This window comes from Pseudomonas sp. FDAARGOS_761, assembly GCF_013343155.1.
Lineage (GTDB): Bacteria > Pseudomonadota > Gammaproteobacteria > Pseudomonadales > Pseudomonadaceae > Pseudomonas > Pseudomonas aeruginosa.
The window spans coordinates 2662607-2681401 of record NZ_CP054572.1; the positions used below are offsets into that span (position 1 = coordinate 2662607).

13 protein-coding genes are annotated in these 18795 nt (G+C 65.0%); 9 read left to right on the forward strand and 4 right to left on the reverse strand.

Annotation, left to right across the window (positions count from 1 at the left end; all coding sequences use genetic code 11):
• Positions 1–7: 7 nt before the first annotated feature.
• Positions 8–1339, reverse strand: a complete 1332-nt coding sequence (gene pvdA / locus FOC67_RS12465; RefSeq protein ID WP_003103622.1) for an L-ornithine N(5)-monooxygenase PvdA — start codon at positions 1337–1339, stop codon at positions 8–10.
• Between the two features lie 132 nt (positions 1340–1471).
• Positions 1472–1951, reverse strand: coding sequence for a pyoverdine signaling pathway sigma factor FpvI (fpvI, locus tag FOC67_RS12470; protein ID WP_003103620.1), 480 nt, complete (start codon positions 1949–1951; stop codon positions 1472–1474).
• 163 nt (positions 1952–2114) lie between these two features.
• Here fpvI and fpvR point away from each other — a divergent pair, with 163 nt between their 5' ends.
• From fpvR to ompQ, 4 genes are all read left to right on the forward strand, one after another.
• Positions 2115–3110, forward strand: a complete 996-nt coding sequence (fpvR, locus tag FOC67_RS12475) for a pyoverdine signaling pathway anti-sigma factor FpvR (protein WP_024947806.1) — start codon at positions 2115–2117, stop codon at positions 3108–3110.
• A gap of 100 nt (positions 3111–3210) precedes the next feature.
• Positions 3211–4386: a pyoverdine export/recycling transporter periplasmic adaptor subunit PvdR gene (gene pvdR, locus FOC67_RS12480; RefSeq protein ID WP_003089547.1), complete on the forward strand. Its 1176-nt coding sequence runs from the start codon at positions 3211–3213 to the stop codon at positions 4384–4386.
• On the forward strand, positions 4386–6377 hold the full coding sequence (gene pvdT, locus FOC67_RS12485) for a pyoverdine export/recycling transporter ATP-binding/permease subunit PvdT (RefSeq protein WP_003139295.1): 1992 nt from the start codon (positions 4386–4388) through the stop codon (positions 6375–6377). Before pvdR ends, pvdT begins: the two co-directional genes overlap by 1 nt.
• Before the next feature lie 5 nt (positions 6378–6382).
• On the forward strand, positions 6383–7807 hold the full coding sequence (gene ompQ / locus FOC67_RS12490) for a pyoverdine export/recycling transporter outer membrane subunit OmpQ (RefSeq protein ID WP_020989355.1): 1425 nt from the start codon (positions 6383–6385) through the stop codon (positions 7805–7807).
• A 48-nt stretch (positions 7808–7855) separates the two neighbouring features.
• Here ompQ and pvdP read toward each other — a convergent pair whose 3' ends face one another.
• Positions 7856–9490, reverse strand: a complete 1635-nt coding sequence (gene pvdP / locus FOC67_RS12495; RefSeq protein WP_009316148.1) for a pyoverdine maturation tyrosinase PvdP — start codon at positions 9488–9490, stop codon at positions 7856–7858.
• 215 nt (positions 9491–9705) lie between these two features.
• Here pvdP and pvdM point away from each other — a divergent pair, with 215 nt between their 5' ends.
• The 3 genes from pvdM to FOC67_RS12510 are packed head-to-tail and all read left to right on the forward strand — an operon-like array spanning position 9706 to position 13241.
• On the forward strand, positions 9706–11052 hold the full coding sequence (gene pvdM / locus FOC67_RS12500) for a pyoverdine-tailoring dipeptidase-like protein PvdM (protein WP_003103610.1): 1347 nt from the start codon (positions 9706–9708) through the stop codon (positions 11050–11052).
• Between the two features lie 22 nt (positions 11053–11074).
• Complete coding sequence (gene pvdN, locus FOC67_RS12505; protein WP_003122677.1) at positions 11075–12358, forward strand: pyoverdine-tailoring periplasmic protein PvdN; 1284 nt, start codon at positions 11075–11077, stop codon at positions 12356–12358.
• Positions 12359–12386: 28 nt separating this feature from the next.
• Positions 12387–13241: a formylglycine-generating enzyme family protein gene (locus FOC67_RS12510; RefSeq protein ID WP_003103606.1), complete on the forward strand. Its 855-nt coding sequence runs from the start codon at positions 12387–12389 to the stop codon at positions 13239–13241.
• 68 nt (positions 13242–13309) lie between these two features.
• On the opposite strand, the gene pvdF is transcribed toward FOC67_RS12510, so the two are convergent.
• Positions 13310–14137, reverse strand: a complete 828-nt coding sequence (gene pvdF / locus FOC67_RS12515) for a pyoverdine biosynthesis hydroxyornithine transformylase PvdF (protein WP_003114501.1) — start codon at positions 14135–14137, stop codon at positions 13310–13312.
• 377 nt (positions 14138–14514) lie between these two features.
• On the opposite strand from pvdF, the gene pvdE reads away from it, so the two are divergent.
• Together pvdE and fpvA are read left to right on the forward strand one after the other, a co-directional pair.
• On the forward strand, positions 14515–16164 hold the full coding sequence (gene pvdE, locus FOC67_RS12520) for a pyoverdine export ABC transporter PvdE (protein WP_003103601.1): 1650 nt from the start codon (positions 14515–14517) through the stop codon (positions 16162–16164).
• Positions 16165–16266: 102 nt separating this feature from the next.
• Positions 16267–18714 (forward strand): ferripyoverdine/pyocin S3 receptor FpvA, encoded by a 2448-nt coding sequence (gene fpvA, locus FOC67_RS12525; RefSeq protein WP_003139291.1) that lies wholly within the window; start codon positions 16267–16269, stop codon positions 18712–18714.
• Positions 18715–18795 lie beyond the last annotated feature (81 nt).

Here is an 18795-nt window from a genome sequence, read left to right on the forward strand (position 1 = left end):
GCGCCGATCAGCTGGCCAGGGCGTGCTCGTGCAGGGCGCGGGCCGGAGCGCCGGGCTTCAGGTGCTGGTACAGGGAGCCGGAGATTTCCTCGGCACGCACCGGCAGCACCGACAGCAGGGTGTCGCTGAGGCCGTGGCTGGCCTGGCTGAAGCCCTGCGCGTAGATCGCCACCTTGCAGCGCTCGTCGGTCTGCAGGCGGTAGTCGCGGCCGATCTCGTGGTCGCCGAGGTACTCCGCCAGCGGTTCGAGCAGTTGGCGGTGCAACTGGCGCTCATAGCCGGTGGCCAGGATCACTGCGTCGTAGGTCTCTACGCTTAGCTCGCCGCTACCTGCGTCGCGCAACGCCAGCTCGATGCCCTGGGCGGTGGCGGTCGCGCGCTCCACGGTGGTCATGCAACGGAAGGCGTGGCGCGGGATGCCGGAGACTTTCTGGCGGTAGAAGACGCCGTAGATGCGCTCGATCAGGTCGGTATCCACCACCGAATAGTTGGTGTTGTGGTATTCGCGCAGCAAACGCTCGCGTTCGGCATGTTCGCGGCTGTAGATGAGATCGGTGAACTTCGGCGCGAACACTTCGTTGACGAACGGGCTATCGTCCGCCGGCTTGAGCGCCGAGGCACGCAGGATCATGTCGGCCTGCACCGACGGGTAGCTGTCGTTGAGGTCGATGAAGGCCTCCGCCGCGCTCTGCCCGCCGCCGATAATGGCGATCTTCATCGGCTTGCCACTGCTGCAGGGCTGCTTGGCCATGTGTTCCAGGTACTGGCTGTGGTGGAACACCCGGCCGTCGCCCTTGAGCGCACGGAACACCTGCGGGATACGCGGGGTGCCGCCGGGACTGACCACCAGGGCGCGGGTGGTGCGCACCAGCTCCTCGCCGTCGGCGTTGCGCGAGATCACCCGCAGCGCCTCGACCTGGCCGGCGCTCAGCATCGGCTCGATGCGCAGGACCTCTTCGCCGTAGCGGCTCTGCTCCTGGAAGTGGCTGGCGACCCAGCGCAGGTAGTCGTTGAACTCCATCCGGCAGGGATAGAAGGTGCCCAGGTTGATGAAGTCGACCAGGCGATCGTGCTTGTGCAGGTAGTTGACGAAGGAATACGGGCTGGTGGGGTTGCGCAGGGACACCAGGTCCTTGAGGAAGGAGATCTGCAACTCGCTCTGCGACACCAGGGTGTTGCCGTGCCAGCGGTAGTCGCCCTGCTTGTCCAGGAACAGCACTTCCAGGGCGCCCTGCGCCTGGGCCCGTTCCTGGAGGGCAATCGCCAGGGCGATATTGGAAGGGCCGAAGCCGACACCGATGAGATCGTGAACCACGGCGGTTGCAGTTGCCTGAGTCATTTCCAGTTCCTCTGGATTGGCCCCCTTTCAAGCGGGAGCGATAAGTCGAGAGCAGCCCTGGAGGGCCATCTGTTGACTAGGAACGAGGACAGGGAAATGAAATTTAAGCGTTGCCGAGCACGAATAGCGAAATCAGTCGGCTTCCCATTCGCGCATGCGCACCCGACAGTGCTTCATCGCGTTGACGATGTGCTTTTCCACCAGGCTGCGGGAAATATTGAGATGTTCGGCGATCTGCGAATGGGACAGGCCGTCCAGCTTGCGCAACAGGAAGGAACTGCGGCAGATGGCCGGCAACTCGGCCAGCGCGCGCTGCAGGTTGTCCAGGCGCTGCCCCTGGTCGACCACCGTCTGCGGCGAGGGACTGGCCAGGCCCTCCTCGTCGTCCAGGACCTCCAGGGGTTCCGCCCGGCGCACCCGGCTGCGACGGTGCTCGTCCACCGCCAGGTTGAGCGCCGTCCGGTACAGAAAAGCCTTCGGATGCTCGATCTGCGCTTGACTGGAGCGCTCCAGAACGCGCAAATACGCGTCGTGGGCGACATCCGCCGCTGCGTGTCGATCCCCGAGCCTGGCACTGAGGAATCGCAGCAGCTCCCGATAATGGTTTTCCAAGACGACTCCTGCTCGCTGCCTCTACGGCACTGTCCTTCCAAGGGCGGGATCGCCTGCCGGCGACATTGGCAGTATGAAATCATTAAATTTATAATAATTCTCATCAAGCTTTAAAGCCTTGTTTCGCTCGCAGCGCAATCCGAAGGCATAACTGGAACCCTCGATGAAGACACCCTCTCCCGCCGACAGCGACACCCTTGTGCAGGACGCCGCGCATTGGTGCATGCGCCTGCACGCCGAGGACTTCTCCGAGGAAGAGCGTGGCGAGTTCCAGCGCTGGCTGGCAGCCGATCCCCGGCACGCCGCCGAATACGCAGAAATGGAGGAGATCTGGGCGCTCAGCGAACTGCTGCCGCGAACGCCGGCGCCCGAGCTTCGCAACCACGCCGCAACCCGCCCGTTCAGCCGTCGCCGCAGGGGCTGGAAGAGCCAGGCACGCGCCGCCGCCCTCGCCCTGCTTATGTTGCCGACGGCCGGCTACCTCGGCTGGCTGCAAGGCTGGATTCCTTCCAACTACCAGCGCTACGAGGCCGAGGGCAACGTCAGGCATGCCGTTCTTCCCGACGGCAGCGAGGTCGAACTGGACCTCAATACGCAGCTGAGCTTCGCCAATTTCAAGGACATCCGCCGGGTTTCCCTGGACAGGGGCGAGGCCTACTTCCATGTCACCCACGACAGCGCGCACCCCTTCGTGGTCAAGGCCGGCAACGGCTCGATCACCGTCACCGGCACCCGCTTCAACGTCTGGAAGTACCAGGACAACGTGGTAGTCACCGTCACCGAGGGCTCGGTGAAGGTCCGCAGCGAAGGCTCGGGCAACGACAGCAGCCTGACTCCCGGCATGCAGGCCAGCTACTATCCGGGCCTGCTGCAACCGTTGGTCGAAGCCGTGGATACCCGCCAGACGCTAGCCTGGCGCGAGGGCCGCCTGGTACTCGACGACCTGCCCCTGTCCAAGGCCCTGCCGCTGATCAACCGCTACCTCGACGCTCCGCTGGTCCTGGGCGACAGGAGCGCTGCGAAACTGCGCATTGGCGGGATCTACAGCACCCGCGACATCCGCAGCCTGGTCGACGCCCTGCCGAAAGTCCTGCCCGTGGACCTGGAACATCGCGAGGACGGCAGCATCCGCATCAGCAGCCGTTACGCCCAGCTCTGAACCCAGGTTAAATTTAGCCGCCCTGGCCTCGTATATCTGGCAGTGCCCAGCCTGCCGATCCAGCGGCGGCGGTCTCTCCACGCACCGGCCGGATTCCCGAATGAGACGAACCCGTAGTACTCGTCGCGCACTGCTCGTCGCAGTCTGCCTCAGCCCCCTGATCGCCCTGGCCGCCTGGCAGGCCTATCCGTTCCGCAGCAACAGCTTCGATACCGTGAGCGTCAGCCGCGGCAGCATCGAGAGCAGCGTCTCGGCGCTCGGCACCCTGCAACCGCGGCGCTACGTCGACGTCGGCGCCCAGGCCTCCGGGCAGATCCGCAAGTTGCACGTCGAGGCCGGGGACGATGTGACGGAAGGCCAGTTGCTGGTCGAGATCGACCCCTCCACCCAGCAGGCCAAGGTCGATGCCGGCCGCTATTCGATCGAGATGCTCAAGGCCCAGCTGGCCGAGCAACGTGCCCAGTACACCCTCGCCCGCCAGCAGTACCAGCGCCAGCAGCGGCTGGCCGCCGGCGGCGCGACGCGTACCGAGGACGTGCAGAGCGCCCAGGCGCAGATGCTCGCCACCCAGGCGCGGATCGAGATGTACCAGGCGCAGATCCGCCAGGCCCAGGCCTCGTTGCGCAGCGACGAAGCCGAACTCGGCTATACCCGCATCTACGCGCCGATGTCCGGCACGGTGGTGGCGGTCGATGCGCGCGAAGGCCAGACCCTCAATGCCCAGCAGCAGACCCCGTTGATCCTGAGGATCGCCAAATTGTCGCCGATGACCGTCTGGGCCCAGGTTTCGGAAGCCGACATCGGCCGGGTCAAGCCCGGCATGCCGGCCTACTTCACGACCCTCAGCGGCGAAGGCCGGCGCTGGACCGGCAAGGTCCGGCAGATCCTCCCGGTGCCGCCCAAGCCGCTGGACCAGAGCAACCAGGGCGGCGGCAGCCCCACCAGCGGCAGCGGCGGGCAGAGCGGCAGCGGCCGGGTGGTGCTGTATACCGTGCTGGTCGACGTGGACAACGGCGACCACCAACTGATGGCGGAAATGACCGCCCAGGTGTTCTTCGTCGCCGCCACCGCGGAAAACATCCTCACCGCGCCGGTCGCCGCCATCCACGACGACGGCAAGGGCGGCCAGGTCGCCTGGGTGGTCGGCAGCAACGGCAAGCCGCAGAGCCGCCAGATCAGGACCGGCATCAGCGACCGCCTGCGGGTACAGGTGCTTGCCGGCCTGGAGGAAGGCGACCGCCTGCTGATGGCCGCTCCCGACGGCAGCGACAGCTGATGGAAAACGCCACGCACCCCGTCCCCCTGATCGAACTGCGCGACATCCGCAAGCGCTACGGCGGCAATGGCACCCCGGAAGTCGAGGTACTCAAGGGCGTATCGCTGTCGATCCACGCCGGCGAGTTCGTCGCCATCGTCGGCGCCTCCGGCTCCGGCAAGTCGACCCTGATGAACATCCTCGGCTGCCTCGACCGGCCCAGCTCCGGCAGCTACCACTTCGCCGGCCACGACGTCGCCGAACTGGACAGCGACGAGCAGGCCTGGCTGCGCCGCGAGGCATTCGGCTTCGTGTTCCAGGGCTATCACCTGATCCCCTCCGCCTCGGCCCAGGAAAACGTCGAGATGCCGGCGATCTACGCCGGCATCCCGGCGAGCGAGCGGCACACCCGAGCGCGGGCCCTGCTCGAACGCCTGGGCCTGGCCGAGCGCACCGCCAACCGTCCGCACCAGTTGTCCGGCGGCCAGCAGCAGCGGGTGTCGATCGCCCGCGCGCTGATGAACGGCGGCCATATCATCCTCGCCGACGAACCCACCGGCGCCCTCGACAGCCACAGCGGCGCGGAAGTCATGGCGCTGCTCGACGAGCTGGCCAGCCAGGGCCACGTGGTGATCCTGATCACCCACGACCGCGACGTCGCCGCCCGCGCCAAGCGCATCATCGAGGTGCGCGACGGCGAGATCGTCAGCGACAGCGCCAACGACGAGCGCCCGGCGCAACCGAGCGCCGGCGTCGAGCGCCACCTGCAGGCCGACGATCTCAGCCAGCGCCTCGCCGAGGGCAGCAGCGAACCCTCGGGGGCCTGGCGCGCCGAACTGCTGGAGGCGGTGCGCGCCGCCTGGCGGGTGATGTGGATCAATCGGTTCCGCACCGCGCTGACCCTGCTCGGGATCATCATCGGCGTCGCCTCGGTGGTGGTCATGCTCGCCGTCGGCGAGGGCAGCAAGCGCCAGGTGATGGCGCAGATGGGCGCGTTCGGCTCGAACATCATCTATCTCAGCGGCTACTCGCCGAACCCGCGCGCGCCGATGGGCATCGTCAGCAGCGACGACGTCGCCGCCATCGCCACCCTGCCCCAGGTGAAGAAGGTCATGCCGGTGAACGGCGGCGAGCTGGTGGTGCGCTACGGCAACATCGACTACCACGCCTACGTCGGCGGCAACAACACCGACTTCCCGGAAATCCTCAACTGGCCGGTGGCCGAGGGCAGCTACTTCACCGAGCGCGACGAAGACGCCGCCACCACGGTCGCGGTGATCGGCTACAAGGTGCGCAAGAAGCTGTTCGGCAGCGCCAACCCGATCGGCCGCTACATCCTCATCGAGAACGTGCCGTTCCAGGTCATCGGCGTGCTCGCCGAGAAAGGCTCCAGCTCCGGCGACAAGGATGCCGACAACCGTATCGCCATCCCCTACTCCGCTGCCAGCATCCGCCTGTTCGGCACGCGCAATCCCGAGTACGTGATCATCGCCGCCGCCGACGCCCAGCGCGTGCACCAGGCCGAACGCGCCATCGACCAGTTGATGCTGCGCCTGCACCGCGGCCAGCGCGACTACGAGCTGACCAACAACGCGGCGATGATCCAGGCCGAGGCGAAGACCCAGAACACCCTGTCGCTGATGCTCGGCTCGATCGCCGCGATCTCCCTGCTGGTAGGCGGGATCGGCGTGATGAACATCATGCTCATGACCGTGCGCGAACGCACCCGCGAGATCGGCATCCGCATGGCCACCGGCGCCCGCCAGGGCGATATCCTCCGCCAGTTCCTCACCGAGGCGGCGATGCTCTCGGTGGTCGGCGGCCTGGCCGGGATCGCCCTGGCCCTGTGCATCGGCGGCGTGCTGCTGCTCGGCCAGGTCGCGGTGGCCTTTTCCCTGTCGGCCATCGTCGGCGCCTTCAGTTGCGCGCTGGTCACCGGCCTGGTGTTCGGCTTCATGCCGGCGCGCAAGGCCGCCCAGCTGGACCCGGTGGCCGCCCTGGCCAGCCAATGACGGACATGTCCATGAAGAATCTTTCCCTGATTTCCGCCTGCCTGCTGCTCGGCGCCTGCGGCAGCACGCCGGCGCCCCTCGACAGCGGCCTGGCCGCGCCCAGCCAGTGGCGCTACCTGGCGGCCGGGCGCAGCGATGCCAGCGACATCCGCCAGTGGTGGAAGGCCTTCGGCGCGCCGGAACTGGACAGCCTGCTGCAACGCGCCCTGCTGAACAGCCAGGACCTCGGCGCAGCGGTGGCCCGCGTGCGCCAGGCCCAGGCCTCGGCGGTGATCGCCGGCGCGCCGTTGCTGCCGGAGCTGAATGCGACGCTCGGCGCCAGCCGGCAGAAACTCCTGCGCGACTCGGGCTACAGCGGTACCGACGCGACCTCCGACAACGATGCCGTCGACTCCTTCTCCGCCGGCCTCAGCGCCAGCTACGAAGTGGACTTCTGGGGCGGTCGCCGGGCTGCCTACCGCAGTGCCCTGGAAAGCCTCAAGGCCAGCGAGTACGACCGCGCCACGGTAGAGCTGACCCTGCTCTCCGGCGTCGCCAACAGCTACCTGCAGGTATTGGCGCTGCGCGAACAGCAGCGCATCGCCAGGCTCAACCTGGACAACGCCGAGCACGTCCTGCGCCTGGTGGAGACCCGCCATGCCGCGGGCTCGGCCACCGCCCTGGAGGTCGCCCAGCAGAGCAGCCTGGTCGCCAGCCAGCGCAAGCAGCTGCCGCTGCTCGAGCAGCAGGCCCATGAGGCGCTGATTACCCTGGCCACCCTGATCGGCGAGCCGGTGCAGGCGCTACAGGTGGCCGAGCGGCCTTTCGACAGCCTGCGCTGGCCGGAGACCGGAGCGGGCCTGCCGAGCGAACTGCTCGGTCGCCGTCCCGATATCGCCAACGCCGAAGCGCAACTGGCCGCGGCCCAGGCCGACGTGCAGGTGGCGCGCGCGGCGCTGTTCCCCAAGCTGACCCTGAGCGCCTCGCTGTCGTCCGGCGCCAACCGCGCCGCCGACACTTTCCGCAACCCCTATTACAACCTGGGCGCCAACCTGCTCGCCCCGATCTTCAACCACGGCCGCCTGCGCGCCGAGCGCGACCGCAGCCTGGCGCGCCAGGAAGAACTGCTGGAAACCTACCGCAAGGCGATCCTCACCGCCTTTGCCGACACCGAACGCTCGCTGAACAGCATCGACGGCCTCGACCGCCAGCTGCACTGGCAGCAGCAGGAGCTGGAGCAGGCGCAGCGCGCCTTCGATCTCTCCGACAGCCGCTACCAGGCCGGCGCGGAAACCCTGCTGACGGTCCTCGAAACGCAACGCACGCTGTACGCGGCGCAGGATGCCGCCGTGCAACTGCGACTGGCCCGCCTGCAGGCCTCGGTCGGCCTGTACAAGGCCCTCGGCGGCGGCTGGCAGAGCGACCGCCAGGGTCTCGCGCGGAAAGACTGAGGCCCGCGTTGCGCGGGCCTCCTCCATCCTTACTCGCTCTTTCGCCGTTCAGCGCCTGAGCTGGTCGCGCGCCAGCTTCAGGTTGCGCGCGTACCAGGGCCGCCGCGGCGCACGCTTGAGCCAGCCGCTCAGTTGATCTTCTTCGCTGAAGATGATGCGCAAAGCCAGCTTCATGGTTTCCACGTCCAGCTCCACCGAGTTGCTGCTCGCCTGGACATCCGAAAGCCCGCATCCATGGGTCGCCGGGCCCAGCCAGGGATCGCCGACCTCGACCCATCGACCGGGCGCGAACCAGTGGATGCCCTCCACTTCGCGGCGCTGCACTTCGCCAGGATGGAAACGCTCGTGGGCGCGATACCAGTCCTCGATGCGGTCGTCGATCCAGCCGTGGAACGACCAAAACACTGGATTCACATGGGAGGAAAACGGGTCGCCGAGGAAGTCGTTCTCCGGGCGGAACCAGCGCGGGGCAAAATCGGCCGGAAAACGGTCGGTCATGACCGGGGCGCCGTTGGAGGGGTCCCTCGTCACCGAGGCCCAGCGCATGTGCAGCCAGTCATGCATGCCCAGTTCCAACTCCGAACCGAACTGGCCGAGGGTCAACTTCGCCAGGTACGCCGGGTCCTGGTACTGCGATTCCCAGACCAGGAAATTGGCATGGTAGGCCTCGGCGCTTTTCAGGCCATGCAGCCACTCGCTGTACTCGTCGTCATCCACTGCCACCCAGGCCGGAGGCACGGAAAACCCGTCCGGATTGTCGAAGTAACGGATGAAGCCGGGACGATCGTACTCCAGCGGCACCACAGGTCGCGGCAGACGCTCCCAGGACGGCAGGTCCTGCATGGAACGCGCAGTATGCAGCATGTGCCGGTGCATGAAAAAGAAGTCGATACCCGAGGCGTTGCGATCCTTGCGTGGCCCTCGCGCATCGCGTTCGCGGTCCAGCGGGCCGGGCTGCCAACCGACTCCGCGCAACGCATTGCGTTGTTTTTCCGAAAGCCGATGCCATTTGTCCCGCGAAGCGTGCCATAGCTGGTGGAACAGTCGGTGCTGCGGCGACACCAGCCAACCGAGAAGTTTCTCGTTGAGCACGATGCGCTCATGGGCCAGGGGGAAGTGACGCTTTACCGCAACGAAGCGAAAATCCTCGTTCGGCGACAGCGGCGAACGCTCCAGGCGCTGTATGCGTCCGCTCAGAGTTCCGTCGCCCGCGTTCGCATAGTCTGCCCAGACCTCGTCGAACACCGCCGAGCAATCGTGAGTCGGTGCCACGGAACCGCTCGCCTGGTCCACCAAACGCCAGCGGATGCTTGCAGAACTGGCTCCGAGCAAGTCGCCAAGCACACGAAAGCGCGGCGGCTCCGCCGCGAGGAGACGTTCAGGAGTATCCAGGTAGCCAATCAGGCCGCGTCCCTTGGGTGCCACGTCCAGCACCAGTTGCAAGCCCTCCCGAGGCAGCCCGGGCAGTTCGGCATCACCGCCTACCAGGCGCAGATCCCATAGACCGCGCAGGCGGTCGCCCAGTCGTATGCCATCGGTAGCCGCCAGGTCGAGCGAAGCCTCGTCAGGCGTCTGCGGCTCCTCTTCGCGGGTCAGATGACGATGTGTGTAGTAAGCCACCGGCAGCGCCGCCGCCCCGGTAAGGGCCAGGCCCGCCATGAATCCGCGTCGAGAAACCGTCATCGTCCTACCTGTATCAACCGTGAAGCTCGCTTTATCCAGCTAGAACGTTCCTTCCGTCGGCAAATTTACCGCCCACATGCCGTTCCACAGGCAACTCGACAATCCCTCCCGCGGCGCTAAATTTTCCCGCTCCGGCCTCGTCCCACCCTGACAGGTGAGTCCGCTTCGGCAGACGCTCATCCGCGCTTTCGATCTCGAACCTGACTGGGACGGCAATGACTAGAACACGCACACGCAAGGCCCTCTACCTCGGCTTGCCGATCTTCCTCATCCTCGTCGGCGGCGGCCTGCTGGCCTGGAAGACCTTCGGCCCGAGCGAAGCGGGCTACCCGCGCAAGGTCATGAAGCACGCCGAGGAGTTGCATGAGCGCATCCTCTCCTTCGATAGCCGGATCACCATCCCGCCGGACTTCGGCACCGAAGGCAACGAGTTCGACAAGGACGGACCGAACCAGCTCGACCTGGTCAAGGCGGGCCGCGGGCGCCTGTCCGGCGCTGCCCTGGCGATCTTCGGCTGGCCGGAGATGTGGAACGGCCCGAACGCGCCACACAAGCCGACCCCGGGATTCGTCGACGAGGCTCGTCACCAGCAGGAAATTCGTTACAAGATTCTCACCGGCATGGTCCGCGACTTCCCCAACCAGGTCGGCATCGCCTACTCCCCCGAGGACTTCCGCCGCCTGGCCATGGAAGGCAAGTTCGCCATCGTCATGAGCATGCTCAACGCCTACCCGCTGGGCGACGACCTGTCCCAGCTGGACAAATGGGCCGCCCGCGGCGTGCGCATGTTCGGCTTCAATTATGTCGGCAACAACGACTGGTCCGACTCTTCCCGTCCCTTGCCGTTCTTCAACGACACGGCGGATGCCCTGGGCGGCCTCTCCCCGCTAGGCAAGCAGGCGGTCGAACGGCTCAACGATCTCGGGGTGATCATCGACGTCTCGCAGATGTCGACCAAGGCCCTGGAACAGGTCGCCGCCCTCAGCCGCGCGCCCATCGTCGCCTCGCACTCCGCGCCGCGTGCCCTGGTGGACATCAAGCGCAACCTCAGCGACCACGAGATGCAACTGATCAAGGACAGCGGCGGCGTGATCCAGGTGGTCGGCTTCCCCGCCTACCTGCGTCCGCTGAGCAAACCGACCCTGGACAAGCTCAACGCCCTGCGCGCGCGCTTCGACCTGCCACCCCTGGAAGGCCTGGACTATGCGCTGATGCCGGGCGATCCGATCATCACCATCTGGCCGGAACAACGCTTCGGTGAATACGCCAGCGCCCTCTACGGCATCCTGGAGGAGGAGCCCAAGGCCGGCCTCAAGGAACTGGTGGACGCCATCGACTACACGGTGAAGAAGGTCGGCATCGACCACGTGGGCATCAGCTCGGACTTCAACGACGGTGGCGGCGTGGACGGCTGGAAGGATGTCAGCGAAATCCGCAACGTCACTGCCGAACTGATCACCCGCGGTTATTCCGATGCCGACATCGCCAAGCTCTGGGGAGGCAACTTCCTGCGCGCCTGGGGCGAAGTGCAAAAACGCGCCAAGCCGACAGCTACCCCCTGACCACGCCGCAACGGACCTCCCGATGAACGACCGTCGTACCTTTCTCAAGCAGGCCGGCATTCTCGCCGCCGGCCTGCCGCTGCTTTCCGCTGCCCAGTCGCTCCGCGCCGAAGGCGCACCGAGCGACGCCGGCAATAAGTGGAAAGCGCTGCGCCAGCAATTCGATCTCGACCCGCAGTATCTGCACTTCGCAAACTTCCTCCTCACCTCACACCCTCGGCCGGTGCGGGAGGCCATCGAGCGCCTGCGGGTCCGCTTCGACCGCAACCCGGGCGAAGCGGTGGACTGGCATCGCGAGGAAATCTGGAAATACGAGGACGAGGCTCGCGCCTGGGCAGGTCGCTACTTCGCCGTGCAACCTGGCCAGGTGGCGCTCACCGGCAGCACCACCGACGGCCTGGCGGCGATCTACGGCGGCCTGCTGGTGCAGCCGGGCAAGGAGATCCTGACCTCCTCCCACGAGCACTACTCCACCTACACCACCCTGGAATACCGGCACAAGCGCATGGGTACCCAGGTCCGCGAGTTCCCGCTGTTCAAGGACCCGCATCGGGTTTCCGCCGACGAGATCCTGTCCAGCATCGCCGCTCAGATCCGCCCGCAGACCCGGGTGCTGGGCATGACCTGGGTGCAGTCGGGCAGCGGCGTGAAGCTGCCGATCCGCGAGATCGGCAAGCTGGTGCGCGAACTCAACCAGAAGCGCGACGAGCAGGACCGGATCATCTACGTGGTCGACGGCGTGCATGGTTTCGGTGTGGAAGACGTCAGCTTCGCCGACTTCGACTGCGACTACTTCATCGCCGGCACCCACAAGTGGCTGTTCGGTCCGCGTGGCACCGGGGTCATCATCGCCCGCTCGGAACAGCTCCAGGAGCACCTGGTGCCGAGCATCCCGACCTTCTCCCGCGCCGACAACTTCGGCACCCTGATGACCCCTGGCGGCTACCACGCCTTCGAACATCGCCTGGCCCTGGGCACGGCCTTCGAGCTGCACCTGCAGTTGGGCAAGGCCGAGGTCCAGGCGCGTATCCACCAGCTCAACGCCTACCTCAAGCAGCGCCTGGGCGAGCATCCCAAGGTCCGCCTGGTCACGCCGACCAGCCCCGAGCTGTCCTCGGGCTTCACCTTCTTCCGCGTCGAAGGCCGCGATTGCGAGGCGGTCGCCAAACACCTGATGGCGCACCGGGTAATCAGCGACGCCGTGGATCGCGATGTCGGCCCGGTGGTGCGCCTGGCGCCGAGCCTGCTGAACGACGAGGCGGAGATCGACCGGGTGCTGGAAATCCTCGCCCCGCAACTCGCCTGACCCCTTTCGCCACTCAACGAGAACCGCCATGCACGCATTATCGCCCCTGGCCCTGGCCGCACTGATCGTCGCCACCGCCCCCGCCTTCGCCGACGAAGCGAAGAAGCCCGGCACGGTGTTCAAGGATTGCAAGGACTGCCCGGAGATGGTCGTGCTGCCCGCCGGCAGCTTCACCATGGGCACCCCGGACGACGAGGTCGGCCGCCAGCCCGACGAGGGCCCGCTGCACGACGTGACCTTCGCCAAGCCGTTCGCCATCAGCCGCTACCAGGTCACCGCCGGCGAACTGGACGCCTACCTGAAGGCCACCGGCGTCAAGCTGGCCGACGGCGATACCCGCCCCGGCCGCGAATGCATCGCCGGCAAGCCGCGCTACCAGCAAGGCCCTCGCCAGCCGGCGGTATGCGTCGACTACAACGACGTGAAGAACTACGCCGCCTGGCTGTCGAAGAAGACCGGCAAACACTACCGCATGCTCAGCGAGGCCGAGCGCGAGTACGGCGCCCGCGCCGGCAGCGCCGGCCCCTTCCCCTTCCCGTTCGACGAAGGCAAGGAATACAGCATCGCCAAGCACGCCAACACCTACGGCGCCAGCGATGGCTACAACTTCACCTCGCCGGTGGGCAGCTTCCCGCCCAACGCCTTCGGCGTCTACGACATGCACGGCAACGTCTACGAGTGGGTCGCCGATTGCTGGCACGACCACTACAACGGCGCGCCGAGCGACGGCAGCGCGTGGATGGAGGACAAGTGCGAGCTGGTGCAGATCCGCGGCAACGACTGGGGCGAGCCGCCGATCTTCTCGCGCTCGGGCAACCGCAACAATGCGGCCCCCAGCGACCGCGGCGACTGGATCGGCTTCCGCGTGGCGCGCGAACTCTGATTCAGAATGAAGAAGGCCGGAGCGACGACACCGCTCCGGCCTTTTCGAACCCCTCGAAGGAACCGGGTTCAGAGCTTCTCGGCGAGCAGCGCCAGCCCTTCGTGCAAGGCCGGGAACAGGCTGTTGTTGAAGTTGTTCCAGCGCAGCTCGAGGATGGTGTCGTCGGGTGAAATCTCCGTTTTCAGCACATCATGGAACACTTCGCCGGAATCGATGCCATTGTCCACATAGTGGAACGATGCTCCGGTCCAGTACAGCGGCTCGACCGCGACCTTTTCCATGGTCGCCCAATCCACCACCTTCTCGCCCCGCGCTCCATACAACGCGTCCAGGGTCGCATAGGCGCCACGACGCTCGTAAGGCGAGTCCTCGCGCGTCACGCCAGGATGGATATTCATGATCCGCCGTGCGAACGGAGCGCCCGGGCGTACCAGCTCATCGAGGATGACCAGGAGCCCGTCCAATACCACCACATCGGCGCCCAGTTCCACCAGGGTGTCATGCAGGCGTCGCTCGAAATCGCTCTTGCCGGCCACATGCTCGGGGGTACCCCGCGGGTACCGACGGTAGGTGGACGGCACGCTGAGCAAGAGGTCGTTCAGGGTCTTGCCTTGCACCTGCAGGTCTGCCGGATAGAACCATTGCTGCCCGGGACGATAGGCGAAACCGTAGTCCTTGATTTTTCCCTGGTCGCGAGGCAGCTCCGCGTCGTCGTCGTAGATCACGCCCACGAGCTCGTAGGCATCGCCCAGCGCAGTCTGGTTCAGCGCCTCCACCAAGGACTCCAGTACCGACTTCATGTACCGCTGTTCGCCCTTGTACGGCACGTACTGGCCGGCCTTGTCGGCCGCGGCGTTTCTCAGGGACCAGATATAGGCCAGTTTCCTTTTCGTCATTTCATCATTCCCAGGAGTGGATCGAGCGCCAGAGGAAGGCAGCGCCATGTCGAGTCGAAGCGCGCGTCGACCTGCGACGGGCGGGCGCGACACCTCTTCCTGATCTGCAACGAACGGCATCGCCTGCAATTTACGTGGAAGAACCTACGCCCCGCCGAACGCCGCTAAATACCGGGCATCCTGCTTCGTCTGTCTGCAAGGAGGCCGAGACGGGTGACGCATGCTCCTGGAGCCGGTCGCCGTCCGCATTCGCAGTGCCGCAACGAAAGCCTGCGCCAGGCCACCCCACTCAACCGTCCCATGCCTACCGGCCCAGCCGGGAGCGGCCATGGAACGATCCTGGGACCCCACCGACCTAGTACATCCGGGAAGCAACTATGACCAATCCCAAGCGCGGCGCCATTCGCGAACTGCTCGCCCTGCTCAGGCCCTTTCGAGCGATCGTGGCCGTCTCCATAGCACTGGGCATGGCCGGCGGCCTTGCCATCACCCTGCTGCTGGCCAGCATCAACAACGCCTTGCACTCGGAAAACGGCCTCGGCCAAGGCGTACTGCTGTCGTTCGGCGGACTCTGCCTGCTGGCATTGGTCAGTTCGATCGTCTCCGACATCGGTACCAGCTACGTCGGCCAACACATCATCGCGAAGCTGCGCAAGGAACTCGGCGAGAAAGTCCTCTCGGCGCCCATCGAGCAGATCGAGCGCTACCGGACCCACCGTCTCATTCCGGTACTGACACACGACATTGACACCATCAGCGACTTCTCCTTTTCCTTCACCCCACTGGCCATAGCCCTGACCATCACTTTCGGCTGCCTGGGTTACCTCGCCTACCTATCGGTCCCGATGTTCCTGCTGACAGTCGTCGCCATCGTCATCGGCACGGCAGCCCAGTACCTGGCGCGCTCCCGCGGTTTCAAAGGGTTCTATGCCGCCCGCGATCTCGAAGACGAATTGCAGAAGCACTACACCGCCATCGCTTCGGGCGCGAAGGAACTGCGCATCCACCGCCCCCGTCGCTATCGCATGCACACCGGCCGCATCAGCGAAACCGCGAACAACATCCGCGACCTCCACATCAGCTCCATCAATATATTCATCCTGGCCAAGACCTTCGGCTCGATGCTGTTCTTCGTGGTGATCGGTCTGGCGCTTACGCTCCAGGCCTACTGGCCTTCGTCCAATCCGGCCGCCATCACTGGCTTCGTGATGGTCCTGCTGTACATGAAGGGACCACTCGAACAGGTGGTGACCATCCTTCCCATCGTCAGCCGCGCCCAGGTCGCCTTCCAGCGGGTCGCCGAACTTTCCGAGCGTTTTTCCTCTCCCGAACCCCATCTTCTGCTCAGCGAACAGGAGGCCCCGGACAAGACCGTCGACAGCCTGGAACTGCGCGACGTTCGCTACAGCCCCCCCGCCGTCGAAGGCAGCGAACCGTTCCATCTGGGCCCTATCAATCTGCGTATCGCCCAAGGTGACATCGTCTTCATCGTCGGCGAGAACGGCTGCGGCAAGACGACCCTGATCAAGCTGCTGCTCGGCCTCTATCGCCCGCAGTCCGGCGAGATCCTTCTCAACGGAGAACCGGTCAGCGCGGAGACCCGCGACGATTACCGCCAGCTCTTCAGCACCATCTTCGCCGACTACTACCTCTTCGACGACCTGGTCCAGGGCAAGCAGGCTTCGTTGCAGAACGCGACCCAATATCTGCAACGCCTGGAAATCGCCCACAAGGTCAGCGTCATGGACGGCAACTTCAGCACCACCGATCTCTCCACCGGGCAGCGCAAGCGCCTTGCGCTGATCAATGCCTGGCTCGAAGAGCGGCCGGTCCTGGTCTTCGACGAATGGGCCGCAGACCAGGACCCGGCTTTCCGCAGGGTCTTCTACACCGAACTGTTGCCGGACCTGAAGCGCCAGGGCAAGACCATCATCGTGATCAGCCACGATGATCGCTATTTCGAAATGGCGGACCAGTTGATAAGGCTCTCGGCAGGCAAGGTCGTCAAGGAAACCGAGACGGCGTGAAACTTTTTCATCCGGTTTTCCGTGGGTAAAACGTCATACTAAGAGAATTGAGAAGCGATCTCATTTATTCGCAACTTGCCAACCTAAGAAGAGCAATCACCCATGCCAGCACCACACGGTCTCAGTCCTCTGAGTAAGGCGTTTTTGATGCGCCGTGCCTTCCAACGCAGGATGCTTCCCCACTCGCTCGCCATGGCCCTGAGCCTGCCGCTGGCGGGATATGTCCAGGCGCAGGAAATCGAGTTCGACATCCCTCCCCAGGCGCTGGGCAGCGCACTCCAGGAGTTCGGCCGCCAGGCGGATATCCAGGTGCTGTATCGCCCGGAAGAGGTCCGGAACAAGCGTAGCAGTGCGATCAAGGGCAAGCTGGAGCCGAACCAGGCGATTACCGAGCTGCTTCGTGGCACCGGCGCATCGGTGGACTTCCAGGGCAACGCGATAACCATCAGCGTCGCCGAGGCGGCGGACAGCAGCGTCGATCTCGGCGCCACCATGATCACCTCCAACCAGTTGGGCACCATCACCGAGGACAGCGGCTCCTATACGCCAGGCACTATCGCCACGGCGACCCGCCTGGTCCTGACTCCGCGCGAGACGCCCCAGTCGATCACCGTGGTCACCCGCCAGAACATGGACGACTTCGGCCTCAACAACATCGACGACGTCATGCGCCATACGCCGGGCATCACCGTCTCGGCCTACGACACTGACCGCAACAACTACTATGCCCGCGGCTTCTCGATCAACAACTTCCAGTACGACGGGATTCCCTCGACGGCCCGCAACGTCGGCTACTCCGCGGGCAATACGCTCAGTGACATGGCCATCTACGACCGGGTGGAAGTACTCAAGGGGGCGACCGGCCTGCTCACCGGTGCGGGGTCCCTCGGCGCCACGATCAACCTGATCCGCAAGAAACCTACCCATGAATTCAAGGGCCATGTCGAACTGGGCGCGGGCAGTTGGGACAATTACCGCTCCGAACTGGACGTCAGCGGCCCGCTGACCGAGTCCGGCAACGTCCGCGGCCGGGCGGTAGCCGCCTACCAGGACAAGCACTCGTTCATGGATCACTACGAGCGCAAAACCAGCGTCTACTACGGCATCCTCGAGTTCGATCTGAATCCCGACACCATGCTTACCGTCGGCGCCGACTATCAGGACAACGATCCCAAGGGATCGGGCTGGTCGGGCAGCTTCCCGCTCTTCGACAGCCAGGGCAACCGCAACGACGTCTCCCGCTCCTTCAACAACGGAGCCAAGTGGAGCAGTTGGGAACAGTACACCCGCACCGTCTTCGCCAACCTCGAGCACAATTTCGCCAACGGCTGGGTCGGCAAGGTGCAGCTCGATCACAAGATCAACGGCTACCACGCGCCCCTCGGCGCGATCATGGGCGACTGGCCGGCACCGGACAACAGCGCCAAGATCGTTGCGCAGAAGTACACCGGCGAAACCAAGAGCAACTCGCTGGATATCTATCTCACCGGCCCCTTCCAGTTCCTCGGTCGCGAGCACGAGCTGGTGGTCGGCACCTCGGCTTCCTTCTCCCACTGGGAGGGCAAGAGCTACTGGAACCTGCGCAACTACGACAACACCACCGACGACTTCATCAACTGGGACGGCGATATAGGCAAGCCCGACTGGGGTACCCCCTCCCAGTACATCGATGACAAGACCCGCCAGTTGGGCAGCTACATGACCGCCCGCTTCAATGTGACCGATGACCTGAACCTGTTCCTAGGTGGACGCGTGGTCGACTACCGGGTAACCGGCCTGAATCCGACCATTCGCGAGTCCGGACGCTTCATTCCCTACGTCGGCGCAGTCTACGACCTGAACGATACCTACTCCGTCTACGCCAGCTATACCGACATCTTCATGCCGCAGGACAGTTGGTATCGCGACAGCAGCAACAAACTGCTCGAACCCGACGAAGGCCAGAACTACGAGATCGGCATCAAGGGCGAATATCTCGACGGACGACTCAATACCAGTCTCGCCTACTTCGAGATTCATGAGGAAAACCGCGCGGAGGAAGACGCCCTCTACAACAGCAAACCGACCAACCCCGCCATCACCTACGCCTACAAGGGCATCAAGGCCAAGACCAAGGGCTACGAGGCGGAAATCTCGGGTGAACTGGCGCCAGGCTGGCAGGTTCAGGCTGGCTATACCCACAAGATCATTCGCGACGACAGTGGCAAGAAGGTTTCCACCTGGGAGCCTCAGGACCAGTTGAGCCTCTACACCAGCTACAAGTTCAAGGGCGCCCTGGACAAGCTCACGGTCGGCGGCGGCGCCCGCTGGCAGGGCAAGAGCTGGCAGATGGTCTACAACAATCCCCGCAGCCGCTGGGAAAAGTTCTCCCAGGAAGACTACTGGCTGGTGGACCTGATGGCCCGCTACCAGATCACCGACAAGCTGTCGGCCAGCGTCAACGTCAACAACGTCTTCGACAAGACCTACTACACCAACATCGGTTTCTACACCTCGGCATCCTATGGCGATCCACGGAACCTGATGTTCAGCACTCGCTGGGACTTCTGAGCCCGGCTGCGAAAAAGAACGCCCCGCAATGCGGGGCGTTCTGCTTCTCGGCTACCCCACGCGACCCATCGCCGAAGACGC

Coding starts and splice junctions, on each gene's coding strand:
- pvdA (WP_003103622.1), bottom strand. CDS start 1,339: ATGACTCAGGCAACTGCAACCGCCGTGGTTCACGATCTCATCGGTGTC.
- fpvR (WP_024947806.1), top strand. CDS start 2,115: ATGAAGACACCCTCTCCCGCCGACAGCGACACCCTTGTGCAGGACGCC.
- pvdR (WP_003089547.1), top strand. CDS start 3,211: ATGAGACGAACCCGTAGTACTCGTCGCGCACTGCTCGTCGCAGTCTGC.
- pvdT (WP_003139295.1), top strand. CDS start 4,386: ATGGAAAACGCCACGCACCCCGTCCCCCTGATCGAACTGCGCGACATC.
- ompQ (WP_020989355.1), top strand. CDS start 6,383: ATGTCCATGAAGAATCTTTCCCTGATTTCCGCCTGCCTGCTGCTCGGC.
- pvdP (WP_009316148.1), bottom strand. CDS start 9,490: ATGACGGTTTCTCGACGCGGATTCATGGCGGGCCTGGCCCTTACCGGG.
- pvdM (WP_003103610.1), top strand. CDS start 9,706: ATGACTAGAACACGCACACGCAAGGCCCTCTACCTCGGCTTGCCGATC.
- pvdN (WP_003122677.1), top strand. CDS start 11,075: ATGAACGACCGTCGTACCTTTCTCAAGCAGGCCGGCATTCTCGCCGCC.
- FOC67_RS12510 (WP_003103606.1), top strand. CDS start 12,387: ATGCACGCATTATCGCCCCTGGCCCTGGCCGCACTGATCGTCGCCACC.
- pvdF (WP_003114501.1), bottom strand. CDS start 14,137: ATGACGAAAAGGAAACTGGCCTATATCTGGTCCCTGAGAAACGCCGCG.
- pvdE (WP_003103601.1), top strand. CDS start 14,515: ATGACCAATCCCAAGCGCGGCGCCATTCGCGAACTGCTCGCCCTGCTC.
- fpvA (WP_003139291.1), top strand. CDS start 16,267: ATGCCAGCACCACACGGTCTCAGTCCTCTGAGTAAGGCGTTTTTGATG.